Source organism: Aeromonas sp. 97A, from assembly GCF_051919185.1.
GTDB lineage: Bacteria > Pseudomonadota > Gammaproteobacteria > Enterobacterales > Aeromonadaceae > Aeromonas > Aeromonas veronii.
In genome coordinates, this window is the sequence record NZ_JBQBFF010000001.1 from 105,228 (window position 1) to 126,217 (window position 20,990).

Annotated in this window: 18 protein-coding genes; 8 read left to right on the forward strand and 10 right to left on the reverse strand. The window is 59.7% G+C overall.

Annotated features, from left to right (window positions below):
• The first annotated feature begins 245 nt into the window (after positions 1-245).
• Complete coding sequence (locus ACTG27_RS00535) at positions 246-1,526, forward strand: dicarboxylate/amino acid:cation symporter (protein ID WP_236293442.1); 1,281 nt, start codon at positions 246-248, stop codon at positions 1,524-1,526.
• Positions 1,527-1,642: 116 nt separating this feature from the next.
• On the opposite strand, the gene grcA is transcribed toward ACTG27_RS00535, so the two are convergent.
• On the reverse strand, positions 1,643-2,023 hold the full coding sequence (gene grcA, locus ACTG27_RS00540; RefSeq protein WP_439978892.1) for an autonomous glycyl radical cofactor GrcA: 381 nt from the start codon (positions 2,021-2,023) through the stop codon (positions 1,643-1,645).
• Positions 2,024-2,391: 368 nt separating this feature from the next.
• Here grcA and ACTG27_RS00545 point away from each other — a divergent pair, with 368 nt between their 5' ends.
• The 3 genes from ACTG27_RS00545 to ACTG27_RS00555 all read left to right on the forward strand — a co-directional run bounded on the left by ACTG27_RS00545 (position 2,392) and on the right by ACTG27_RS00555 (position 4,501).
• Positions 2,392-3,132 carry a substrate-binding periplasmic protein gene (locus tag ACTG27_RS00545; RefSeq protein WP_439978893.1) on the forward strand — a complete coding sequence of 247 codons (741 nt, stop codon included), beginning with the start codon at positions 2,392-2,394 and terminating at the stop codon, positions 3,130-3,132.
• A gap of 69 nt (positions 3,133-3,201) precedes the next feature.
• Complete coding sequence (ung, locus tag ACTG27_RS00550) at positions 3,202-3,879, forward strand: uracil-DNA glycosylase (RefSeq protein WP_005353881.1); 678 nt, start codon at positions 3,202-3,204, stop codon at positions 3,877-3,879.
• 70 nt (positions 3,880-3,949) lie between these two features.
• The gene (locus ACTG27_RS00555) at positions 3,950-4,501 is read left to right on the forward strand and encodes a hemerythrin domain-containing protein (protein WP_005362195.1); all 552 of its coding nucleotides are present in this window, start codon (positions 3,950-3,952) and stop codon (positions 4,499-4,501) included.
• A 100-nt stretch (positions 4,502-4,601) separates the two neighbouring features.
• Here the strand turns inward: ACTG27_RS00555 and ygjK are convergent, their stop codons facing one another.
• The 4 genes from ygjK to ACTG27_RS00575 all read right to left on the reverse strand — a co-directional run bounded on the left by ygjK (position 4,602) and on the right by ACTG27_RS00575 (position 10,079).
• Positions 4,602-7,082, reverse strand: a complete 2,481-nt coding sequence (ygjK, locus tag ACTG27_RS00560; protein WP_439978894.1) for an alpha-glucosidase — start codon at positions 7,080-7,082, stop codon at positions 4,602-4,604.
• Positions 7,083-7,277: 195 nt separating this feature from the next.
• Entirely contained in the window at positions 7,278-8,078 is an 801-nt protein-coding gene (locus ACTG27_RS00565) for a helix-turn-helix transcriptional regulator (RefSeq protein WP_439978895.1), read from the reverse strand.
• A gap of 11 nt (positions 8,079-8,089) precedes the next feature.
• A complete protein-coding gene (locus tag ACTG27_RS00570; RefSeq protein ID WP_005347798.1) occupies positions 8,090-8,626 on the reverse strand; it encodes a YbhB/YbcL family Raf kinase inhibitor-like protein in 537 nt (178 codons plus the stop codon).
• 196 nt (positions 8,627-8,822) lie between these two features.
• Positions 8,823-10,079: an adenylosuccinate synthetase gene (locus ACTG27_RS00575; protein WP_005347796.1), complete on the reverse strand. Its 1,257-nt coding sequence runs from the start codon at positions 10,077-10,079 to the stop codon at positions 8,823-8,825.
• A 170-nt stretch (positions 10,080-10,249) separates the two neighbouring features.
• Between ACTG27_RS00575 and ACTG27_RS00580 the strand changes: the two genes are divergently transcribed.
• Positions 10,250-11,164 carry a LysR family transcriptional regulator gene (locus ACTG27_RS00580; RefSeq protein WP_439978896.1) on the forward strand — a complete coding sequence of 305 codons (915 nt, stop codon included), beginning with the start codon at positions 10,250-10,252 and terminating at the stop codon, positions 11,162-11,164.
• Between the two features lie 124 nt (positions 11,165-11,288).
• Here ACTG27_RS00580 and ACTG27_RS00585 read toward each other — a convergent pair whose 3' ends face one another.
• Complete coding sequence (locus ACTG27_RS00585; protein ID WP_439978897.1) at positions 11,289-12,701, reverse strand: TAXI family TRAP transporter solute-binding subunit; 1,413 nt, start codon at positions 12,699-12,701, stop codon at positions 11,289-11,291.
• 81 nt (positions 12,702-12,782) lie between these two features.
• A complete protein-coding gene (locus tag ACTG27_RS00590) occupies positions 12,783-13,925 on the reverse strand; it encodes a MalY/PatB family protein (RefSeq protein ID WP_439978898.1) in 1,143 nt (380 codons plus the stop codon).
• 182 nt (positions 13,926-14,107) lie between these two features.
• Between ACTG27_RS00590 and ACTG27_RS00595 the strand changes: the two genes are divergently transcribed.
• The gene (locus ACTG27_RS00595) at positions 14,108-15,280 is read left to right on the forward strand and encodes an MFS transporter (protein WP_439978899.1); all 1,173 of its coding nucleotides are present in this window, start codon (positions 14,108-14,110) and stop codon (positions 15,278-15,280) included.
• Positions 15,281-15,294: 14 nt separating this feature from the next.
• Here the strand turns inward: ACTG27_RS00595 and ACTG27_RS00600 are convergent, their stop codons facing one another.
• Complete coding sequence (locus ACTG27_RS00600) at positions 15,295-16,209, reverse strand: LysR family transcriptional regulator (RefSeq protein WP_439978900.1); 915 nt, start codon at positions 16,207-16,209, stop codon at positions 15,295-15,297.
• A gap of 127 nt (positions 16,210-16,336) precedes the next feature.
• A complete protein-coding gene (locus ACTG27_RS00605) occupies positions 16,337-17,092 on the reverse strand; it encodes a YciK family oxidoreductase (RefSeq protein ID WP_005334909.1) in 756 nt (251 codons plus the stop codon).
• 222 nt (positions 17,093-17,314) lie between these two features.
• Here ACTG27_RS00605 and sohB point away from each other — a divergent pair, with 222 nt between their 5' ends.
• Both sohB and ACTG27_RS00615 read left to right on the forward strand, forming a co-directional pair.
• Positions 17,315-18,322 (forward strand): protease SohB, encoded by a 1,008-nt coding sequence (gene sohB, locus ACTG27_RS00610; protein WP_439978901.1) that lies wholly within the window; start codon positions 17,315-17,317, stop codon positions 18,320-18,322.
• Positions 18,323-18,502: 180 nt separating this feature from the next.
• Entirely contained in the window at positions 18,503-19,726 is a 1,224-nt protein-coding gene (locus tag ACTG27_RS00615) for an MFS transporter (RefSeq protein ID WP_439978903.1), read from the forward strand.
• A 34-nt stretch (positions 19,727-19,760) separates the two neighbouring features.
• On the opposite strand, the gene ACTG27_RS00620 is transcribed toward ACTG27_RS00615, so the two are convergent.
• On the reverse strand, positions 19,761-20,843 hold the full coding sequence (locus ACTG27_RS00620) for a diguanylate cyclase domain-containing protein (RefSeq protein ID WP_159144170.1): 1,083 nt from the start codon (positions 20,841-20,843) through the stop codon (positions 19,761-19,763).
• Positions 20,844-20,990 lie beyond the last annotated feature (147 nt).

The window sequence follows — 20,990 nt, forward strand, 5'->3', positions numbered from 1 at the left end:
TGCCATATTTAGTTGAAGACTCAAATTAATCTACGAGCAAACAATTGTTGGTTGCTGTGGTGTTAATGGTGTTAATTTTGTTGTGTGATTGATGTCTCTTAATTGTTTTTTATTACATGTAAAGTGGTCCCCGTAGTAATGCAGAAACAGCATGGATCGGGTGAGGTACGCAGATATCTCGTCCGGCTATCTGCATGTTTATTGCTGCCATAACAATGTGCAATTAAATTAACAGGACGTTAATAATGCGAAAGAAACTATTTAGCAGCCTCTATTTTCAGGTATTGCTCGCGATTACCCTCGGGGTATTTCTGGGGCATGTCTATCCGGAACTGGGCGCCGATATGAAGCCCCTCGGTGATGGCTTCGTCAAATTGATCAAGATGATCATCGCCCCCGTTATTTTCTGTACCGTGGTTACCGGTATTGCCGGGATGGAGAGTATGAAGGCGGTCGGCAAGACCGGCGCCATTGCTCTGCTCTACTTCGAGGTGGTCAGCACTATCGCCTTGATCATCGGGCTGTGTGTGGTCAACCTGCTGCAACCGGGTGCCGGTATGAACGTCGATCCGGCTGCGCTGGATGCCAGCGCCATCTCCGCCTATGCGGAGCAGGCCAAATCCCAGGGCATTATCGCCTTTTTACTGGATATTATTCCGGGCAGTGTGATCGGTGCCTTTGCCAGCGGTAATATCTTGCAGGTGTTACTGTTTGCTGTGCTATTCGGCTTCTCCCTGCATCATATCGGTGAAAAGGGACAGGTTATTTTCGGCGTCATCGACAGTTTCTCCAAAGTCATATTTGGCATTATCAATATGATAATGAGACTGGCGCCGGTCGGTGCATTCGGGGCAATGGCATTTACCATCGGCAAATATGGAGTAGGTTCACTGGTACAGCTGGGCCAGCTTATTGCCTGCTTCTATCTCACCTGCCTCTTCTTTATCTTCATTGTGCTGGGCAGCATCGCTAAAGCCTCAGGCTTCAGCATCCTGCGTTTCATCTCCTACATTCGCGAGGAGCTGCTGATCGTGCTGGGGACCTCCTCTTCCGAGTCGGTACTGCCGCGGATGCTGGACAAGATGGAGAAGCTGGGTTGCCAGAAATCGGTGGTGGGGCTGGTCATTCCGACCGGGTACTCCTTTAACCTGGATGGCACCTCCATCTATCTGACCATGGCGGCGATTTTTATCGCCCAGGCTACCAATACGCCGCTGGATCTGTTCCAACAGATCACCCTGCTGGTGGTACTGCTGATCTCCTCGAAAGGGGCGGCGGGGGTGACTGGTAGTGGCTTTATCGTGCTGGCAGCGACCATTTCGGCGGTGGGCCATCTGCCACTGGCTGGTTTGGCGCTGATCCTGGGGATCGACCGCTTTATGTCCGAAGCGCGGGCGTTGACCAACCTGATCGGTAACGGGGTTGCCACCGTGGTGGTCGCCAAATACTGCAAGCAGCTGGACGAGAAGAAAATGGATGTAGTGCTCGGCGGCAAGGTCGGGCAACTAGAAGCGGACAGGGCGTAAGCGCTGTTTCCCCCGCACGACCGCGTTGGCTGGTGCGGGGGCAATAAAAAAACGGCCGATTGGCCGTTTTTTTGTGCTGATACTGCGAGTATCAGCTCTTCACTGCAGGGCGCTGATTACAGGCTCTGGGTGAAAGTACGGGTAACCACGTCACGCTGCTGTTCCGGGGTCAGGGCGTTGAAACGCACTGCGTAGCCAGATACACGGATGGTCAGCTGCGGGTACTTCTCCGGGTTTTCGATAGCATCTTCCAGAGATTCGCGACGCAGCACGTTGACGTTCAGGTGCTGGCCACCTTCAACAGCAGGCTCAGCCTGAACCGGCAGTTCGCGGTATTCGAACTGACCCAGGTCAGCCAGTTGCACTTCTTGATCGGCAGCGAAAGCATCGCCTTTGACGCAGATGCAGCGAGCTTGTTGCTTCTCTTCGTCCAGCAGCCAGAAAGAGTTCAGCAGAGCGGTGTTGGCGGCCTGGGTGATTTGAATGCCTTTGATCATGGTATGACTCCTCAATGGGAACGCGAATCCAACTGTAAGGAAATTACCCTGATGTATTTAAGCTACCGTCGATGGCGATGACTTAAAGGGCCCTTGCCTTACACCTTTTCTTTGATGGGGTCATATATACCATGGTGGTAATATTACCAAAATTGATCTAGATCAAGAAAATCTGACAAAGTGCCATTTCAATGAGTTTAAATTCTTGAGTTGAATCAAAAAGAGGTCATTTTTCTGATTTTGTAAGATATCCAAATTATGCATCTTTTATCTCGTTAATCTAGTAATTTAACTACATCTTTTCGGCTTTTTCTGAGGTTAATTGAGGGGTTGGCTACACTCAGCAAAAAAAGCGAGGAGAGTGCCGGGTGAATAATGGGTGGCGAAAGTGGGTATGGCTCGCCCTGTGCTGTTGCTGGGCAAGCAGTGTTGCGGTGCGGGCCGAGACGGTGCGTATTGCCGTGGGCGAGTGGCCGCCCTATATCAGTGAGTCGTTGCCCAATCAGGGCTTTCTCTGTGAGGTGGTGCGCCAGGCCTTTGCCGAAGAGGGGCTCGATGTCAGCTTTCACTTCTATTCCTGGGCCGAGGCTTACCGACTGACTCTGGAGGGACGCTATGTGGTCACCATGCCCTGGTTTCGCTCCCGCGAGCGGGAGCAGCTTTTCTATCTCTCCGCCTCGCTCGGCCATTTCACCACTCGCCTGATGACGCTGACCGGTACGCCCGCGGTCAATCTGGGTGAGCTGAAACACGAGCCAGTCGGGGTGACCCGTGGCTATTTCTATGGCGATGGTTTTGCCGCTCGCCAAGCCGGGCTCACCCTCGAGTGGTCAGATTCCGATGAGGAGAGCATGAGCAAGCTGCTTGACGGGCGGATCCACTATCTGGTGATGGATGAGCAGGTGGCACAGACTCTGTTCCAGCAGGCGCTCGTTCGTCATCCCCAATCGCTGTCACTGACCGGTGCCGCCGACCCCATCTGGTCGCAACCGGGATACCTGCTGATGCGCAAGGCCGATCCAGAGGCGCGCCGTCTGATGCTGCTGTTCAATACCGGCCTGCGCAAGTTGGAGCGCTCGGGGCGGCTCGCCAGGCTCTGGAAAGCGTGAGCCACGGTTGCGTCTTGCGGGCTGGCCCCCTATCCTGAGCCCTTCGCCGTATCAAGTGAGGAGGCCGGGGTGCTGACCTGGAGTGATGTGATTGGCTCTGAGAAAGAGCAGGACTATTTCAAGAGTACGCTGGCAACTGTCAGAGCCGAGCGGGAAGCGGGCAAGGTGATCTACCCGCCAGCTACCGATGTGTTCAATGCTTTCAAGCTGACCGAGCTGGATCAGGTCAAGGTGGTGATCCTGGGGCAGGATCCCTACCACGGCCCCAATCAGGCGCACGGGCTCTGCTTCTCCGTTCTGCCCGGCGTGCGTACGCCTCCCTCACTGGTCAACATCTATAAAGAGATGCAGCGTGACCTGCCAGGTTTCGTCACACCCAATCACGGCTTTCTCGAATCTTGGGCCAAACAAGGTGTCTTGCTGCTCAACACTGTGCTGACGGTGCAGGCCGGTCAGGCCCATTCCCACGCCCATCTGGGATGGGAGACCTTTACCGATCGGGTCATCGAGCAGATCAATGCCAGCTGTCAGGGTGTGGTCTTCCTGCTGTGGGGTGCCCACGCCCAGAAGAAAGGACGTTTCATCGACCGCCAGCGCCACTATGTGCTGACCGCGCCGCACCCGAGCCCTCTCTCTGCCCACCGCGGTTTCATCGGTTGCGGTCACTTTAGCGAGACCAATCGCTTGCTGGAACAACAGGGCAAGAGTCCGATAGAGTGGAAATCTGTCTGCATCCCACTTGATTGAGTGCAAAGTTCGGGCGACAAATGACCGTATACTCAGGGACATAAGATTAATTCAGAGCCAAGGAGTGCCCATGTTATCCAGTCTGCACAAGGACCATCTCAACATCGCCCGACTTTTGGAGCTGCTCAAGCACAAGCTGGCAGCCATCCGTGCCGAAGAGCCCATCAGCTATTTTCTGGTGCGCGATGTCATCGACTACCTGCGGGAGGTCTCTGACAAGTACCACCATCCCAAGGAGGACCTCATCTATGACTACTACCTGAAATATCGGGTGGTGGAGGGTGAGGTCGCCAACCGCCTGCAGGAGGAGCACGTCAAGCTGCTGGAGGCCGGGGCCGATCTCAAGGAGATGGTGGAGATGATCCTGATGGATGCGGTGATCCCCCTCGATCAGTTCACCACCAAGCTGGAGCGCTTCGTGGAACTGCAAGAGGCGCACATGAACTACGAAGAGGGGGTGATCTTCCCCCATCTGCGTGACTCCCTGACCGAGGATGACTGGCGTCATCTGGAGCAAAACTGGCAGAACCGCGCCATTGGCGACCCCCTGTTCGGGGCTGAGGTGAGCCAGCACTTTCAGGCACTGGCCAAACGCCTCTCTTTGCCGCTCACTAACGGCTAAGACGAGACCGTACCCGCCGCGTGGCGGGTATTGTGTGAGTGCAACTTGAGTGAAAACAGAAAGGCCTCCATCCGGAGGCCTTTTGCATGTTGGAGCAAGCTTATGCCTGTGGTTTCAGGAAGTTGCGATAGAGCATGTAGAGGTGGGCCGAGCTCCAGCTGAAGTTGCTGGCCCCCTGCATGGCGCCGGTCTCCGGATTGTAGTTTTCGCGGATGGGGCCGCTGCCCGCCAAGCCCTCTGCGTTGTTGAACAGCTTGTTGACCAGAGCCTCGGCATCGCTGCGATAGCCGTAGTTCTCCAGCCCCTTCACCCCGAAGTAGAACTGATCGAGCCATACCCGGCCGCGCCAGTAGATATTGGGGTCGTAGGCCGGGTTGGTCAGCGCGGCTGTGCCCAGCGGGATCTTTGTGTTGAACTCCTGGGCGTTGAGCATCACCTCGCGCACCCGTGCCGCTTTCTCCTTGTCGGCGACTTCTGCCCAGAGCGGGCTCCACCCTTCCGGGCCACGGCCGCGGGCGGTCAGCAATTTTCCGACGCAGCCGTTGCCGTCAGCAACATCCCCCTGAGCAATCTGACGATCGTAATAGAAGCCTGATGCCTCATCGAACATGCAGCTGTTGATGTAACCAGCCAGCTGGGTCGCGCCATCGCGGTAGCGGCTCGCGTCGTCCGGCTTGCCAAGCAGGTCGGCCATATCTGCCAGAATGCGTTTCTCTTTGGCGAGGAAGGCGTTGAGCTCCACTGACTCCTGATCGATGGAGAAACCGATCAAATCGCCATTGTCCTGATGGTTTTCAAAGAAGGCGACGTTCCAGTCCTGACGCGCCTTGGCCAAATCTCCGCCATAGGTCTTGTCGGCATAACGTTGCAGCTGGCCCGGTTCGATAAAGCCGAAGCGGGCGGCGTTGTCCATGCCGGACTCCCAACCGGCGCCGTGCTGGGCACCGATATCAATGTCGCTGTAACCGCCCACGTTCAACACCTGTTGATAGAGCGGCATTCCGGCGCAGGCATACCAGCCATCCCCCTCACTGGTACAGCTGGAGAGATCCAGCCCGGCGGGAATACCGTTGGAGTACTGCACCTTGAAGGTGATATTGCCGTACTCGTCGTTGTGCTCCACATGCTTGGTGGCGCCATATTCGATGATACCGTTGCGGTTGTTGTCCCGCGCGCGGTACCACCAGTCGTGGTAGGCCTGCAGCTTGGGATACATCTCGGCGATAAAGGCCTTGTCCTTGGTGGCGCTGTAGATTTCCCAGATAGCCCAGGCGGAGAGGGGCGGCTTGGTGTCGCGCTCGTTCCAGTTGCCGCCATCGCCACCGCGATCCGCCAGCTTGTTGTAGAAGACGGCGTCGATCACCATGCCCGCATCTTGCGGTCGCACCGGGTCATCCGGCTGCACCTGATAGTCATACATGGCGCGCACGTTGTTCTTGGCCACCTCAGGGTTGAAGTGGGCCATGGCATAGGAGTGCTTCCAGCTGTCCCAGGCCCAGACCCCGTCGAACCAGCGGGCGGTATTGGAGGGGGTCACTCCGTCATGGAGGATGGCGCCAGCCGGGGATCGCCAGTTGCCATTGAGGGTCTCCATCGCCTTGACGGCGATGCGACGTTCCGACTCGGGGATCCCCTGATTGGAGAGACCCTTGGCAAGGTAGCCCTCCCAGCGGCGGATGGAGTCGGCAAAATAGCTGGCCGGGTTGGCCAGCAGGGCCTGACGGCTCTGCTGATGGCGGCTGGCGTCATCTGCGGAGTGGAGATAGCTCTGCAGGGTGTAGATATCCTCGCTCCCCTTGGCGGTAAGGGTAATGCTGGCGTCGCTTTGGTAGCCCAGGGTCTTCTGGTCAAGGGTGGTGCGACTTGGCAGGGTGCGGTCGATTCGATAGCGGGCGCTGCCGCTCTGCATGATGTTCCAGGTGCTGCGCAGTTTACCGAACTGGAATTCGATTCCTTTGTCGCTCTCGCTGATGGTGCGTGTCCAGCCTGGATATTTGCTGGCAATCGTATCCTTGGCATCCCATTGATTGAGCAACTCGCCCTGCCAGTTGAGGTTGAGGGTGAGCGGTGCATCGGTCTGGTTGATGAGTCGGGTGCGGATAAGAGCGGTGCGGGCATCGCCATAACGCAGCTCCAGCTCCAGCGTAAAGGGCTCGAACTCGAAGCGTTGCACCAGTGCACCGGGAATGGCGTACACCTCCTGCTTGCGGGCGCTGGTGAGCGGGAACGGGCGGTCGCTCGCATCGCTCAGGGTGAGCTTGTCCAGCTCGCTGGCAAAGAAGAGGCTGTACTCCTCCGAGATGACCATGGGGCCGGTAAAGCCCCCCCACTCCTTGTCGCTGGCAGGCAGCAGGAAACCGTGCCATGCCCCCAGATCGAGCAGCGGGTTGTATTTGAGGTTGGAGTAGCTGTCAAAGTCGCGGAATTGGGTCGGTGTTCCCCGACGGTCGATCACGTCCTTGTACTGGATGGCCTGCTCCGGTTTGGCGACTGTGCTGCTCTCTGTCTGGTTATCGTTGCAGGCAGTCAGTCCGAACAGGGCGGTGCCGAGGGCTACCGAGAGTAAAGTTTTATGAAACATTGCTCGCTCCAATTCCGTTTATGTAGGTTAAAAGGAAGATTTTTTACGCTTATTTTTAGTGAAAAGGTGTTCGGTAGCCATTGTATGGCAAGGGAAAAGGGAGCGTTGGCGCGAGATCACACTCTGAAGAGGCGACAATGTGAGCGGGATCACCGGGTTACATCAGGTTACATAAGATTGGATTTAAGTAATATTTTACTTGTCGTTGCTCGCCAATCTGGCAGGGCAGGTGTGCAGGTATTGGTGGGGCGTCAGGCCGAACTCCTGTTTGAAGCGGGCAGCAAAGCGACTGGGGGAGTCATAACCGCAGGCGAGGGCGACCTCCAGCGGGGTCAGGCCCTGTTGCAACAGGTTGAGGGCGTGACTCATGCGCACCTGAGCCAGCAACTGGCGAAAGCTGCGACCTTCGGCGGCCAGCTTGCGCACCATGGAGGCGCGGCTCATGGAGAAGTGGGGGGCCACCGCCTCCAGGGTGTGGTCGATGCCGGGTTCCACCGCCAGGTAGCGTGCCAACCGCTCTGCGAGGGTCATGGTGCTGGCGGGAAAGAGCAACCCGAGGGCGTTGGCGGCCCGCAGCTCGGCATAGAAGCCGCGCAGCAGTTCGGCCTGGGTCGCCTCGCTCAGTCCCCGTTCGGCCATGGTGCTGATGAGCTCAAAGCAGAAGACGAGCCCGGGGGTGACCTTGACGGCAGGTTCCTCCAGATCGGCGTGGGAAGGGGCTGACTCGGCCAGCCATTCTGGTGGCGGCGGAGTGAGCAGCGTGATGGCGTGGGAGCGAAACTTGCCCTGTTCCGGCTGATTGACGAAGGTGAGCTGGTGGCCTGCCGGGATCAGCAGCCACCGCTCCCTGTCAAACGACAGACGTCGCTCGCGCCACCACAGTTGCTTGCTCCCCTGGGTGACCCAGATGAGGGTCGGGGCATAGATGAGCACCCGGTGCAGGGGCTGCTGGCGGATCCCGAGATAGTGGCTCTGTTGCAGCAGGGGAGTGCTCATCCGGTTGGCTCCTAGGGGGTGACGAAGGTGGCGGTCAGAGTGGCTTTGCCGAGCGCCATGCTGTTGAGCATGTAGCCTACCATAGCGGGCGGGGTATCAGCCTTCACCTCGAGATCATGGGGCAGGGCCCAGGCGGTGAACTGATAGCGGTGCATGCCGTGACCAGCGGGCGGGCAGGGGCCGCCGTAACCCTGGTTGCCAAAGTCGGTGCGGATCTCCAATCCCTGCTTGAGCTTGCCGGAGGCATTGCTGGCCAGTTCGCTCTGGGTGGCAGGCAGGTTAACCACCAGCCAGTGCCACCAACCGCTGCCGGTAGGGGCATCGGGGTCATAGGCGGTGATGGCAACACTCTTGGTGCCTGCCGGCAGATCCTGCCAGCTAAGTTGGGGCGAGTGGTTGTCGCCGCTGCAGCCAAAGCCGTTGAAGCTGAACTGTTTGTCCATCAACTGGCCTTCGTGAATGTCCGTGCTCTTCAGGGTCATGGCAAAGGCTGGCATGGCCGTCAGGCAGAGCAGTGGCAACAGGGCACTCTGTTTGAGCAATTTCATCGGGTGACTCCTCGTGTGGTAACGGGTTCACTTTAACGAGGGCAGGGTAGAATTTTATTGCAGAACGGCTCAATGTGAGGTCGATTGGTGAGTTAATTGAGCATTTGGGTGGTTTTATGGCGATAAGGTAAATAGCAGCCATAAAAAAACCGGCATCAGGGATGCCGGTTTTTTGTTTGACGATGAGAAGTGCGGCTTAGCGCAGGATCATCTCGTCACGGCCCGGGCCGACGGAAACCATCGGAACCGGTACGCCGAGCAGCTCTTCGATACGCAGCACGTACTGCTGGGCTGCGCGGGGCAGCTCTTCGAAAGTGCGGCAACCGGTGATGTCTTCGCTCCAGCTTTCCATCTGCTCGTAAACCGGCTTCAGGGCCGCGGTTTGCGGCCAAATTGGGTTCTCGGTGTGGGCACCTTCGTAGGCCACGCAGATCTTCAGATCCGGCAGACCGGTCAGGCAGTCCAGCTTGGTCAGAGCCACTTCGGTGGCGGCTTGCAGCTCGACACCGTTCTTGGTGGCGACGGCGTCGAAGTAACCGACATCACGGGGACGGCCGGTGGTGGCACCGAACTCGTTGGTGATCTTGCGGAACTCGTCCTGGTTCTCCATGGCGGTCAGCAGGGTGCCGGTACCGACAGAGGAGCTGAATGCCTTGGCCACAGCGATGACGCGCTCCGGGCGCAGACCCGGCAGACCGCCACCGATACCGGCGTAGGCGCCAGATACGTGGGAGGAGGTCACCCAGGGGTATTCGCCGTAGATCAGGTCACGGCCAGCGCCCAACTGCGCTTCGAACAGCAGGGTCTTGCCTTCCGCCTGCAGCGCTTTGAGCGGCATGCTGACGTTGCACACGGCGTCGATCCACGGGGCAGAGACTTCCAGCAGCCAGTCGGCCATCTCCTGGGCAGTCTGGGTGAATTCGAAGGAGGGGTAGATAGCCTTCATCTGCGGCAGTTTCCAGTCCAGCATGAACTGGATGCGCTCGACCAGCACGTCCGGCTGTTTCAGCCAGCCGACCAGGATCGCTTTCTTCATGACGCGATCGCCGTAGGCAGGAGCGATGCCCTGACGGGTGGAGCCATAGGCGCCGTCACCCAGACGTTGCTCTTCCAGGGTATCTTCCAGTGCGTGCAGCGGCAGGCACAGGGTTGCGCGGTCAGAGATGGCCAGCTTCGGAGTCACGCCGGAGGCTTTGACTTCCTCGAGCTCGACGGTCAGTTTCTCGGGGCTGATCACCATGCCCGGGCCGAGGACAACCAGGCAATCCGGGTTGAATACGCCACTCGGAACCTGGTGCAGTTTGAAGGTGCCAAGGTCGTTGACCACGGTGTGGCCAGCGTTGTTGCCGCCCTGGAAGCGAATGCTGGCGCCAGCTTGACCTGCCAGATAATCCACGATGCGGCCTTTGCCTTCATCACCCCAGTTAGCACCTACGACTACGATAGACGACATGACTCTTTCTCCTAAGACGTTAGGCGTCCATCCTAGGAGCCTGATGCGGATTAGAAAAATTAATTATCTTTATAATTCCGATAAGAGAATCATATAATTATGGCCAATTAAACGGCAAACCGTCCGATTTTGCCTGGCAAGCCCCGCACCTCGCGGGTTGAGGGACTCTTATGCTGGATATTCACTGGCTGCAAACCTTTTGTCCCCTGGCCCGATTGCAACATTTTGGCCAGACCGCCACCGAGCTGCACATGACCCAGCCCAATGTCAGCCTGCATATCAAGCGGCTGGAGCAGGCGACCCGGGTGCGGCTGATCGAGCGCAGTCCGTTTCGCCTGACGCAGGCGGGGGAGCGGCTGCTGCAAAGCGCCGAGCGCACCATTGCCGAGTTGCAGCTCTGCCAGTCCGATCTCAATGCCCTCAACCAGCTGAGTCAGGGGACGCTGGCCATCGCCGCCAGCGACATCATCTCCCGCCTGCTGCTTATCCAGCCGTTCCAGCGCTTCAAGCGGGAGTTTCCCGGCATCGACCTCACTCTGTTCAACACCACTTCGGATCAGGCTGCCGAGCTGGTCAAGGCGGGCAAGGCGGATCTGGGCTTCGTGATGGCTCAAAAGCGCAGCGAGCCACTCTTCTATACCGAGCTGCAACAGGTGACCTGGTGCGCGCTGGGTCACGGCCTTGCCCGCTGGCAAGCACGGGCGGTGGCGGGGGAGAGCGATCCCCTCGACGAGCCGACCCTGATCCTGCTCGGTCACGACACCCGCACCCGGGCGCTGATCGATCCGTCACTGCCGCTGCTGGCCTTGCCCCCTTGCCGCATCATGGAGGTGGGCAGTGTCGATGCCCAGCTCGATTGGGCCGAGGCGGGCTTTGGTGTCGCCATCGTGCCGGACTTCTCCCTGCATCCGCGCCTCAACCTCACCGCGCCGGTCACCAGCCTCGGCGACTTTCCCGGTACCAGTCTGGGCTACGTGGTGCGCCAGAATCAGGTGTTGTCGCGGGCCATCAAGCAGTTGCTGCACTGGGTAGAGGAGGAGATCCAGAAGCCCAACCCCTATCTGACCCGGGTGATGGAGCCGTAGCGGGGCGGCAAGGTGACTAGGTCTATCGGGGTGACTGTGCCGCCATCAATTGCGTCACTATCGAACGTGCGTAAACAATCAGGGCAGCCGAGGCTGCCCTGATGCATTTGTGGGAGCTGACCATTCAGGGTTGCTGCTGTGTGGCTGCGCTGGTGGCAGGGGCGGGAGGCGTGTCGGTTTTATCCTGCTGCGGGGTTTCGCCAGTCACCGCGCTGCTGGCAGGCTGGGTTTCCTGCTCTTGCGGCGCAGTTGCCGCAGAGGCGCTTTGCGGCCACTGAGTCGACACGGCAGCCGATGGTGATGGAACCGTTGACGCTGCGGCAGAAGGAGCCATGCTCTCACCCTCGGTGGTTGGCGTAGCAGTGAGCTCGGAGGTGACCTCAAGTGCCTCTTCGGGCAAGGGATTAACCTCTGTGGCTTCTGTTGCCACTGCGGCACTGCTGGTGGCGGTCGCGTCAGAGGGCGCAGTCGCCCTGTCAGCGGCACTCACCTGCTCTGCTGTTGGTGCCGCCTCCGAGGTTGATGGTTCAGGTGCTAACTGCTCCGGTGCCAACTGTTCCGCTGTTAACTGCTCGGGGGTCAGTGGCAAGGGGGCTGGCGGTTGATCCGACATCCCCGCATGGAGGGGCAGCTCGGTTTGCGCCTGCAACTGCTCGGGCGTCACCTTGCTCAGGGCAGGATGCAGCCGACTGAACTGTTTGACCCGGGCCAGCAGGGTATCGCGCACGGTACGGACGATGGGGTCCGGCAGGCTGGCCAGCGCCACCAGTTCGGCACTCATCCCGATGTTGTTGATGGCGGTGGTCTGTCCCGGATAGAGGTTGGCGGCGATACGGCTGCGCTGGTAGTAGGGGTGTTGCTTGAGCAGCCTGTCTATCTGCTCCCCTTCGATGGGAATGAGGCGCACCTTGCAGCGGCTGATCAGATCGCCGACCGCCAGACTGGGGTGACCGGCAACCACAAACGCGGCATCCAGCGAGCCATCGCAGAGTCCTTCCAGCGGTTCGCTGTCCGATTTGAGCTGATAGGTAGCAAACTGCCCAGGTTGCCATCCCATGGCTGCCATCAGGGCCTGGCTGGTGATCTGCTCACCGGCGCCGTTGTTACCCGGATAGACCCGTTTCCCTTCGATATCTGCCAAGGTGGTGATGCCGCTATTGGGGGTGGCCAGCAGGGTCAGCGACTCCTGATAGAGGCGAAACAGGCTGCGCAGCTCATTGTTGGCCCCCTGCCCGCTGAAGGGGCCGGTGCCGTGCAGGGCGTGGTGCAGCACATCGGACTGCACCAGCGCCAGCTGTACGTCCCCCTTGTCGAGTGCCTTGAGGTTGGCCATCGAGCCACGGGTGCTCTGCACGGTGCAGCTGTCCCCATGCAGGGCATGGCCGGCATTGAGCACCCGGCAGATGGCGCCACCGGTCGGGTAGTAGACCCCATTGAGCGGGCCCGTTCCGATGGTCAGCGCCTGGCTGCCAAAGGGGAGCAGCGCAGAGAGTGCACAGAGGGGAAGCAGAAGGTGATGCAAGATCCGTAGAGACATAATTGACCGTTGACTGAGTTGAGCGCTGGCTGATGACACAGGGAAAAAGGGATGGGGCTTGCCCATCCCGTTGCTGGCTGATCAGGGCTTGTTGTTGAGGATTGCCCGCTCCATCCGCGCCAGCGCGTCGGTCAGCCGTGCCCTGGTGCAGCCGAAGTTGAGCCGCACGAACTGACCGTCGCCAAACTGGGCGCCGGGGGAGAGACCAACGCCGGCCTGCTCGAAGAAGGCGATGGGATCAGCAAGGCCAAGGGCGCTCACATCAATCCAGGCCAGATACGTCGCCTGATGGTTGGCCAGCTTGACGCCGGGCCAGCGGGCAACCGCCTGCTGGATCAGGGCCAGATTGGCTGCCAGATAGTCGAGTTGCTCGGTCAGCCACTGTTCGCCACCCTCATAGGCCGCTTCGGCGGCGACAAAGCCCAGCAGGTTGACGTCGGCGCTGATGCCGCGCATCGCCTGTTGCAGCCTGAAGCGCAGACGGGCGTTGGGGATAATGGCGAAGGAGCAGCAGAGACCGGCGATATTGAAGGTCTTGCTCGGGGCCATCATCACCGCGCAGCGCTCGGCCGCTTGCGCACTGATGGCGCCGTAGGGAATGTGGCGGGCGTTTTTATCCAGCAGCAGATCGCAGTGGATTTCATCGGAGCAGATCACCAGATTGTGGCGCGCGGCGATGGCATCGATGGCCAGCAGCTCGTCACGGGTGAAGATGGTGCCGCCCGGGTTGTGGGGGTTGCAGAGCAGCAGCAGATCTGCGGCGGGAGCCTGACGCTCAAGCTCTGCCAGATCCAGCACCCAACGACCCTCCTCTTCAATCATCGGCACGGTGAGCAGGGGGCGATCATTGAAGCCCGGCGCCTGCAGGAAGGGGTAGTAGACCGGCTTGGGGGTGATGATGCCGCGGCCATGCTGGCTCCACGCCTTGCAGGCGAGGTTGAGCCCCGGCACCACGCCGGGCAGGAACACCAGCCATTCGGGCTCGATGGCCCAGCCATAGCGGGTCGCCATCCGTTCGATAATGAGCTCGATCAGGCGCGGCGAGGGGCGTGAATAGCCGAAAATGCCGTGGGCGACCCGTTTGGTCAACGCCTCAATCACGGACGGGGGGGAGACAAAGTCGGTATCGGCAACCCACATGGGCAGCACATCCTGACCCTTGTACTTGTCCCATTTCAGGCTCATGGTGCCACTGCGGTCTACTTCCTGATCAAAATCAAACATGCGAACTCCTTGTGCTGGCAGGATGGGCTTTCACTCTACGGGGTCGCGGCCTCCCTCGCAAGGCGCATACCCGCTTATGCCATCCTTGAGCCCGCTCTTGATAGTGACATAAGATAGGCGCCGAATTTTCATACGGCTGCCGCCCGTTAGCCCGTATCGTCCCTCCAATCAGTGGTAACCCTATGAGCTTGTCGATAGCGGCGGTCAAACGCCCGGACCCCGTCTCTCTTTCATTTCTTGCCGTGACCTTTATGACCGGCGTCGCGGTGGCATTGCAGGTGCCTACCTTAAGTCTGTTTCTGGCCGAGGAGGTGCAGGTGCGCCCCTTTCTGGTCGGGCTCTTCTATACCATCAATGCGGTGGTGGGCATTCTGGTCAGCCAATGGCTGGGCCACCGCTCCGATAACAAGGGGGATCGCAAGCGACTGATCCTGCGCTGCTGCTTTGCCGGGGTGGCGCTCTCCTTGCTGTTTGCCTGGAACCGCAACTACTGGTTGCTGGCGAGTCTGGGGGTGATGCTGGCGGCGCTGGCGGCCACAGCCAGCCCCCAGTTGTTTGCGCTGGCGCGGGAATACTCCGACAGCCGCAACCGACGGGCGGACATGTTCAGCTCGGTGATGCGAGCCCAGTTTTCGCTGGCCTGGGTCATAGGTCCGCCCATCGCCTTCGCGCTGGCCATCGGCTACGGTTTCGAGCTGATGTACCTGGCCTCGGCACTGGCCTACCTGCTCTGCGCCCTGGTGGTGTGGCGCTGGCTGCCCTCTCCGCCTTTGCCCAAGATGGCTGAAGAGACAGAGCGGGTCAGCAGCTGGCGGGATCCGGCGGTGCGGGCGCTTTTTATCGCCTCCACCCTGATGTGGACCTGCAACAGCATGTACCTGATCAATATGCCGCTCTACATCACCCGGGAGCTCGGGATGGATGAGAAGCTTGCCGGTATCCTGATGGGCACGGCAGCGGCGCTGGAGATCCCCTTCATGCTGCTGGCGGGTTACTACACGGCGCGCTTTGGCAAGCGCCCCATGATGTTGCTGGCGGTGCTGGCTGGCGCGGCCTTTTACACAGGTCTGGTGACCCTCACCGACCAATACGCCCTGATCGCCTTGCAGCTGTTCAACGCCATCTTCATCGGTATCGTGGCGGGGATCGGCATGTCCTACTTTCAGGATCTGATGCCGGGGCGAGCCGGGGTGGCGACCACCCTGTTTGCCAACAGCATCCGCACCGGCTCCATCATGGCAGGGGCCATCGCCGGTGTGGTGGCGGAGGTGTGGAGTTTCCACGGGGTCTTTATGGTGGCGCTGGGATTGGCACTGGTGGCACTGGCCGCCAGCTGGCGGGTGCCCAACGTCTGACAGGGGGCTGGCTGTTATTTGTCGTGTTGGGGCTGGGCGTGCGGGAGCTGCGATGACTCGCCCTGATATTCGTTGCGCAGGCAGCGCAGCAGCAGCTCGGTCGCAGGGCCGAGGGATTCGGGGGAGAGGGTCAGCAGATAGGTGTAGAGGTGGCGCTCGTTGCCGCTCTCCAGATCCAGCTGTATGAGTGAACCTTCCGCCAGCTCCCGCTCTACCAGATGGCGCGGCATCCAGGCATAGCCGAGGCCAAGGCGCAGCATGGCGAGCACTTCGTGGTAGTGGGTTGCCTTCCAGCCGGTGTCATCCGCATCGTTCCAGTCCACCGAGCGGTGAATGGGGGGATGAAGGCTGATCTGGTTGTGACTGGTCAATACATCGCTGCGGATCGCCCCCTCCTCTTGCGCCAGCGGATGGCTGGCGGCGCAGAGGGGCAGCAGGCATACCTCGTCCAGCAGCAGACCGGTGCGATCGCCGGGCAGGTGCTCGGAGAGCATCAGATCCCCCGGTTGCAGGGCGTTGAAGTGGCAGTGAATGCGTTCGTGCAGGTTGACCCGGCAACCCCGACTGCGAGGATAGAAGCTGGCCAAGGCCCGATAGAGGCGATCCCTTGGCTGCAGCGCCGAGACATAGAGGTTAATCTGCGGCTCCCACTGCCGCTCCAGGTTGTTGGCCAGATTCTCCAGCTCCTCCACCTGCTGGCTCAGCTGACGGGCCCGCTTGAGGAAGATCTCGCCCGCCGGGGTAAGCACCGCCTTGCGGCCGCGCACCTCCAGCAAGGGCACCCCCAGACTCTGCTGCAACTTTGCAACCGCATGATTGAGGGAGGACTGGCTCTTGTTCAGCGCCTCGGCCGCCTGGGCGTAGCCGCCGCAGTCGACCACCGCCTGAAAGATCCGCCATTGCTCAAACGTGCTCTTGGGACGAAACATAGTTCAACCTGATTGGAGATAGGATGGTCAGTGGTTCGAACAGGGAGCCTTTGCCCCCTATTCAATTTAACCCCTGCCGCACAACACTCTGGGTATTTTATTGATTTATTTGGGCTGAGCCGCCTGTTTATTTTGGCTGAGCCACAAAGGTCTGGCCGGTTTTGCCGCGGCTGTCCGACCCCATCAGGTAGAGGTAGAGCGGCATCAGGTCGGCCGGAGTCTTGAGGTTCATGGGATCTTCTGCCGGGAAGGCGCTGGCGCGCATCTTGGTACGGGTACCGCCCGGATTGAGGGTATTGACCCGCACACCGGTGTTCTCAAGCTCGTCGGCCAGCACTTCCATCATCCCCTCGATGGCAAATTTGGAGATGGCATAGGTGCCCCAGTAGGCGCGCCCCTTGCGTCCCACGCTGGAGGAGGTGTAGACGATGGAGGCATCGCCCTGCGCCTTGGCGGTCTGGCGCAGCAGCGGCAGCAGCGCCTGGGTCAGCAGGAATTCCGATTTGACGTTGACCTGCATCACCTCGTCCCACTCCTTCTCCTGAATGTGTTCAAACGGAGAGAGGGTGCCAAGCAGACCGGCGTTGAACAGCACGCCATCGAGGCGGCCAAACTGCTGGGCGAAGGTTTCGGCCATGCCGCGGTAGTGGGCAGCGGTGGCCCCTTTCAGATCCACCGGCACGATGGCTGGCAGCGGATAACCGGCCGCTTCAATCTGGTCATACACGGCTTCGAGTTTGGCGCTGGTGCGGCCGAGCAGGATCACGGTGGCACCGTGAGCGGCGTAGGTGAGGGCGGCTTCGCGGCCGATCCCGTCGCCGGCACCTGTGACCAGAATGACTTTATCCTTGAGCAGATCGCGGGGCGCCTGATAATCGAGCATGACAACTCCTGTTAACAAATTCCGGCCATAAGTGCATGGCAATCGGCGCCAAGTGTACTGATCCGCGCGCCTGTTTGACCAGCCAGCGGCAAGAAAAATGTGAAGAAAATAGAGAGGTTGTGATGCTCTGGTTGGTTTTTCCGGGCACTGGCTGCGATTTTTTGCGCGCCTCCATCAAACTCCCTAGAATGTGACGAAAACCGATCCATTGTGGAGTCCATCGTGACATTTCTGACCGAATATGGCCTGTTTTTGGCCAAGACAGTGACCTTCCTGCTGGCCATCGGCGCCATCATCCTGATGATCGTCAGCACTCGCCAGCCGAAAGCGCGCAAGGGTGAGCTGGTGGTGACCGATCTCTCGAGCGAGCTGGAGCAGGGGCAATTTGCGCTCAAGAGCGCGCTCGCCAGCAAGGCCGAGCGCAAGGTGATGGAAAAGCAGCAGAAAGAGGAGCAGAAAAAACGCACCAAGGCCGGTGATGAGCACAGTCGCCTGTTCGTGCTCGATTTCAACGGCAGCATGGATGCCAAAGAGGTGGCCTCCCTGCGCGAGGAGGTGAGCGCGGTGATTGGCGTCGCCCAGCCCGGCGACGAGGTGCTGCTGCGACTCGAATCCGGTGGCGGCGTAGTGCATGGTTACGGCTTGGCCGCTTCCCAGCTGCAGCGGCTGCGCGATCGTGACATCAAGCTCACCGTGGCTATCGACAAGGTGGCGGCAAGCGGCGGCTACATGATGGCTTGCGTGGCGGACAAAATCCTGGCGGCCCCCTTTGCCATCGTCGGCTCCATCGGGGTGATCGCCCAGATGCCGAACTTCAACAAGTTGTTGAAAAAGCACGATATCGAATTCGAGATGCACACCGCCGGTCAGTACAAGCGCACTATCACCATGTTCGGCGAGAACGACGATCTGGGGCGCGAGAAGTTTCGCGAGGAGCTGGCGGCGATCCACGAGCGCTTCAAGGCCTTTGTTGCCGAACACCGCCCGCAACTCAATATCGATCAGGTCACGACCGGTGAACACTGGCTGGCAAGTCAGGCCAAGGGGCTGGGGTTGGTGGATACCCTCTGCACCAGCGATGACTATCTGCTGGCGCAGGCCAGCCACCACAAGGTGATCGGCATCAGCTATCGCAAGCCAAAAAGCCTGATCCAGAAGCTGGGGCAGCAGGGCGCGCAGGCGCTCGAGGCGGGATTAGGGCGGCTGTGGCAGCAGAGCCCCTGGCGCTAGCCCGAGGGAAATCCCGTGATAAAAAGGCCAGCCGATGCCCATCGGCTGGCCTTTTTGCATCCGGTTGCACCTTGTTGGTGAGCGAAGGTTGTTTCCATTGAGGCCCTCTGTTACAACTGAATGCTTTCCCCGTTTATGACAGGATCTTGTGGTAAGAGCTGCGGGGCATGGAGCATAGCGATGTCATGGAGCACCTTCAGGCAATTTACCCCGCTGGTCTGGATCGTCATTCTGGGTACCTTCATGGTGCGTACCAGCTACTACATGGTGTGGCCCTTCCTCTCCATTCTGCTCTATCGGGAGTATGACCTTTCGGCCACCTTCATTGGCCTGTTACTGGGTGGCTCGATGGCCCTCTCTACCTTGGTCAGTTTTTACGGTGGCTGGCTCTCTGATCGCTTCGGGCGGCGCAGCATACTGCTGGCCGGTTGTCTGGTGGCGATGCTCTGTTTCGGCCTGCTAGGTTTTTCGCACGAGGTGTTCTGGCTCGGGGTCGGGGTGATGGGCAGCGGCCTCTCGTCGGGGCTCATCGATGCCCCCGGCAAGGCGTTGATGGCCGACAGTCTGGCCTCGGCCAAGACGCGGGAGCTGGCACTGCACCTGCGCTATTTTCTGCTCAACCTGGGGGCCGCGCTGGGGCCGCTGCTCGGGGTGACCCTCGGGATCAACGCCCAGCAGGAGGCCTTCCTGTTTCTGGTGGTGAGCTATCTGCTGCTGGCGCTGGCCTTTGGCTGGGGATTTCGCCGGGCTGGCAGCACAGGCAAGCCGGGGGCGGCAGGCCCCGGACTGCGGGATGCCATCAAGGTGTTGCTGGCGGATCGCGCCTTCCTGCTGCTGGTGATGGCCAATCTCCTGATGGTGCTGGTCTACTCCCAGTTTCACTCGCCGCTGGTGCAATACCTGACCCGGGCCGGGATGCCGCAGGTGGCCGAGCTGGTTGCCCTGCTGGTGGCGACCAATGCCCTGACCGTGGTGCTGCTGCAGTTTCCGCTGCTGCGGTTGTTGTCACGCTGGCCGGTGCGGGTGCGGCTTCATATCGGCATGGCGCTCTTTCTGGCGGCCCAGCTGCTCTTCGCGCTGGGGGACCCGATGGTGCGCAGCCACTGGTTTGGCGCCGTGCTGTTGCTCAGCATCGGCGAGACCATCCTCTTCCCCCTGCTCAACGTGCTGATCGACCAGATGGCTCCTACCCACCTCAAGGGGAGCTACTTTGGTGCCAGCGCACTGGCTGGGTTGGGAGGGGCCGCAGGCGCCCTGCTGGGAGGCTGGATCCTCGAGCAGTGGAGCGGGCAGCTGCTCTATGTGCTGATGGCGCTGCTTTGTGTGGCGATTTTTGCGCTTTATGAGTGGGGTGCCAGAGTACAGCGTCCCGCTGTGGCCACGTCTGTGGTTGAGCGGAGCTGACCCAGTTAATGCGGGGATCTGTGATGCTGAATGTTCAGTGCGTGCTACCCGGAGTCTTCTCTTTGAGCGCCTTCTTGGCTGCGTACATTCTCTCGTCGGCGAGCCGGATCAGGTTTAGCCCGTCGTCGTAGTGCTCCGGCCCGGTCTGCACTATGCCGATACTGAGGGTGAGATCGCCCAGCTGTTCCTTGACGGTGTTGATCAATCGTTTGAGATAGATATCCCGCGCCTGACTCTCGTTGCAGTTGGGCAGGATCAGGCAGAATTCATCTCCGCCATAACGAAAGCAGCTGTCTTCGGCGCGAAAGACCTGACGGATGCAGTTGCCGACGATGCGCAGGATCTCGTCTCCGCGCTGGTGACCTTCGGTATCGTTGATTTGCTTGAAGTTGTCGATATCGAGATAGGCGATGGCCATGGGTTCGGCACGGCGCTGACAGGTGCGCAGGCTCAGCAACAACAGCTCGTTGAGGTGGCGAACGTTGAGCAATCCGGTCAGAGCATCGGTGCGGTTCAGCTCCTCCAGTTGTTTGGTACGCTCGCGTACTTTCTGCTCCAGACTCTTGGCATAGTTCTCCGACTTCTCTCTGGAGGACTCTATTTCCGACACCAGACTGCGAATGTAGGTTTCGAAGACCAGAGTGATGTCGAACAGAAAGAGTTTGTCCAGGGCGGCCAGCATGACGAGGCGCTCCGGCTCATCGTGGATCTGCTCGAACATATCCTCGATCAGCAGGGCTTTGAGGGTGTTGATGGCGGCCAGATAGAGCTTGGGTTCGACCCCGATCCGCTTGTGAACCAGCCCGATCCGCAGCCGGTTGTTGACGTACTCCAGATCGTAATGGCCGCTGAAGAGATCGAGCACATAGCGCCGTTGCGCGGTGCGCAACCGTATGAGGGTATCGGCATCCCCGATCAACAGGGCGATTTCGGTGATGGCCGTCTGCTGCTGGTAGAAGCGATCCACCAGGGCGTCGATCCGTGGTTCTATCTTGCTGCAATAACTTGCCAACCGCGCCACATCCTGTTCATTGAGCAGCAATAACTCCTTGCGATGGGCAATTTCAAAGTCGGTGATCCTCATCTGCTCAAGCAGGGTCTGTTCGGTCGGATTCATCGTCGTCCTCGGTTTATTACTGGGCGTTACGCTGTCCGTGAGGTGGGACAAACAAGCAGGCGTGGCAATTGATAGTGTAGTCAGTGAGGCTGGGGCGCGCGCAATGCCCCCGCGTGGCGGGGGCCATGGAGGGTCAGGTGAGGGCTA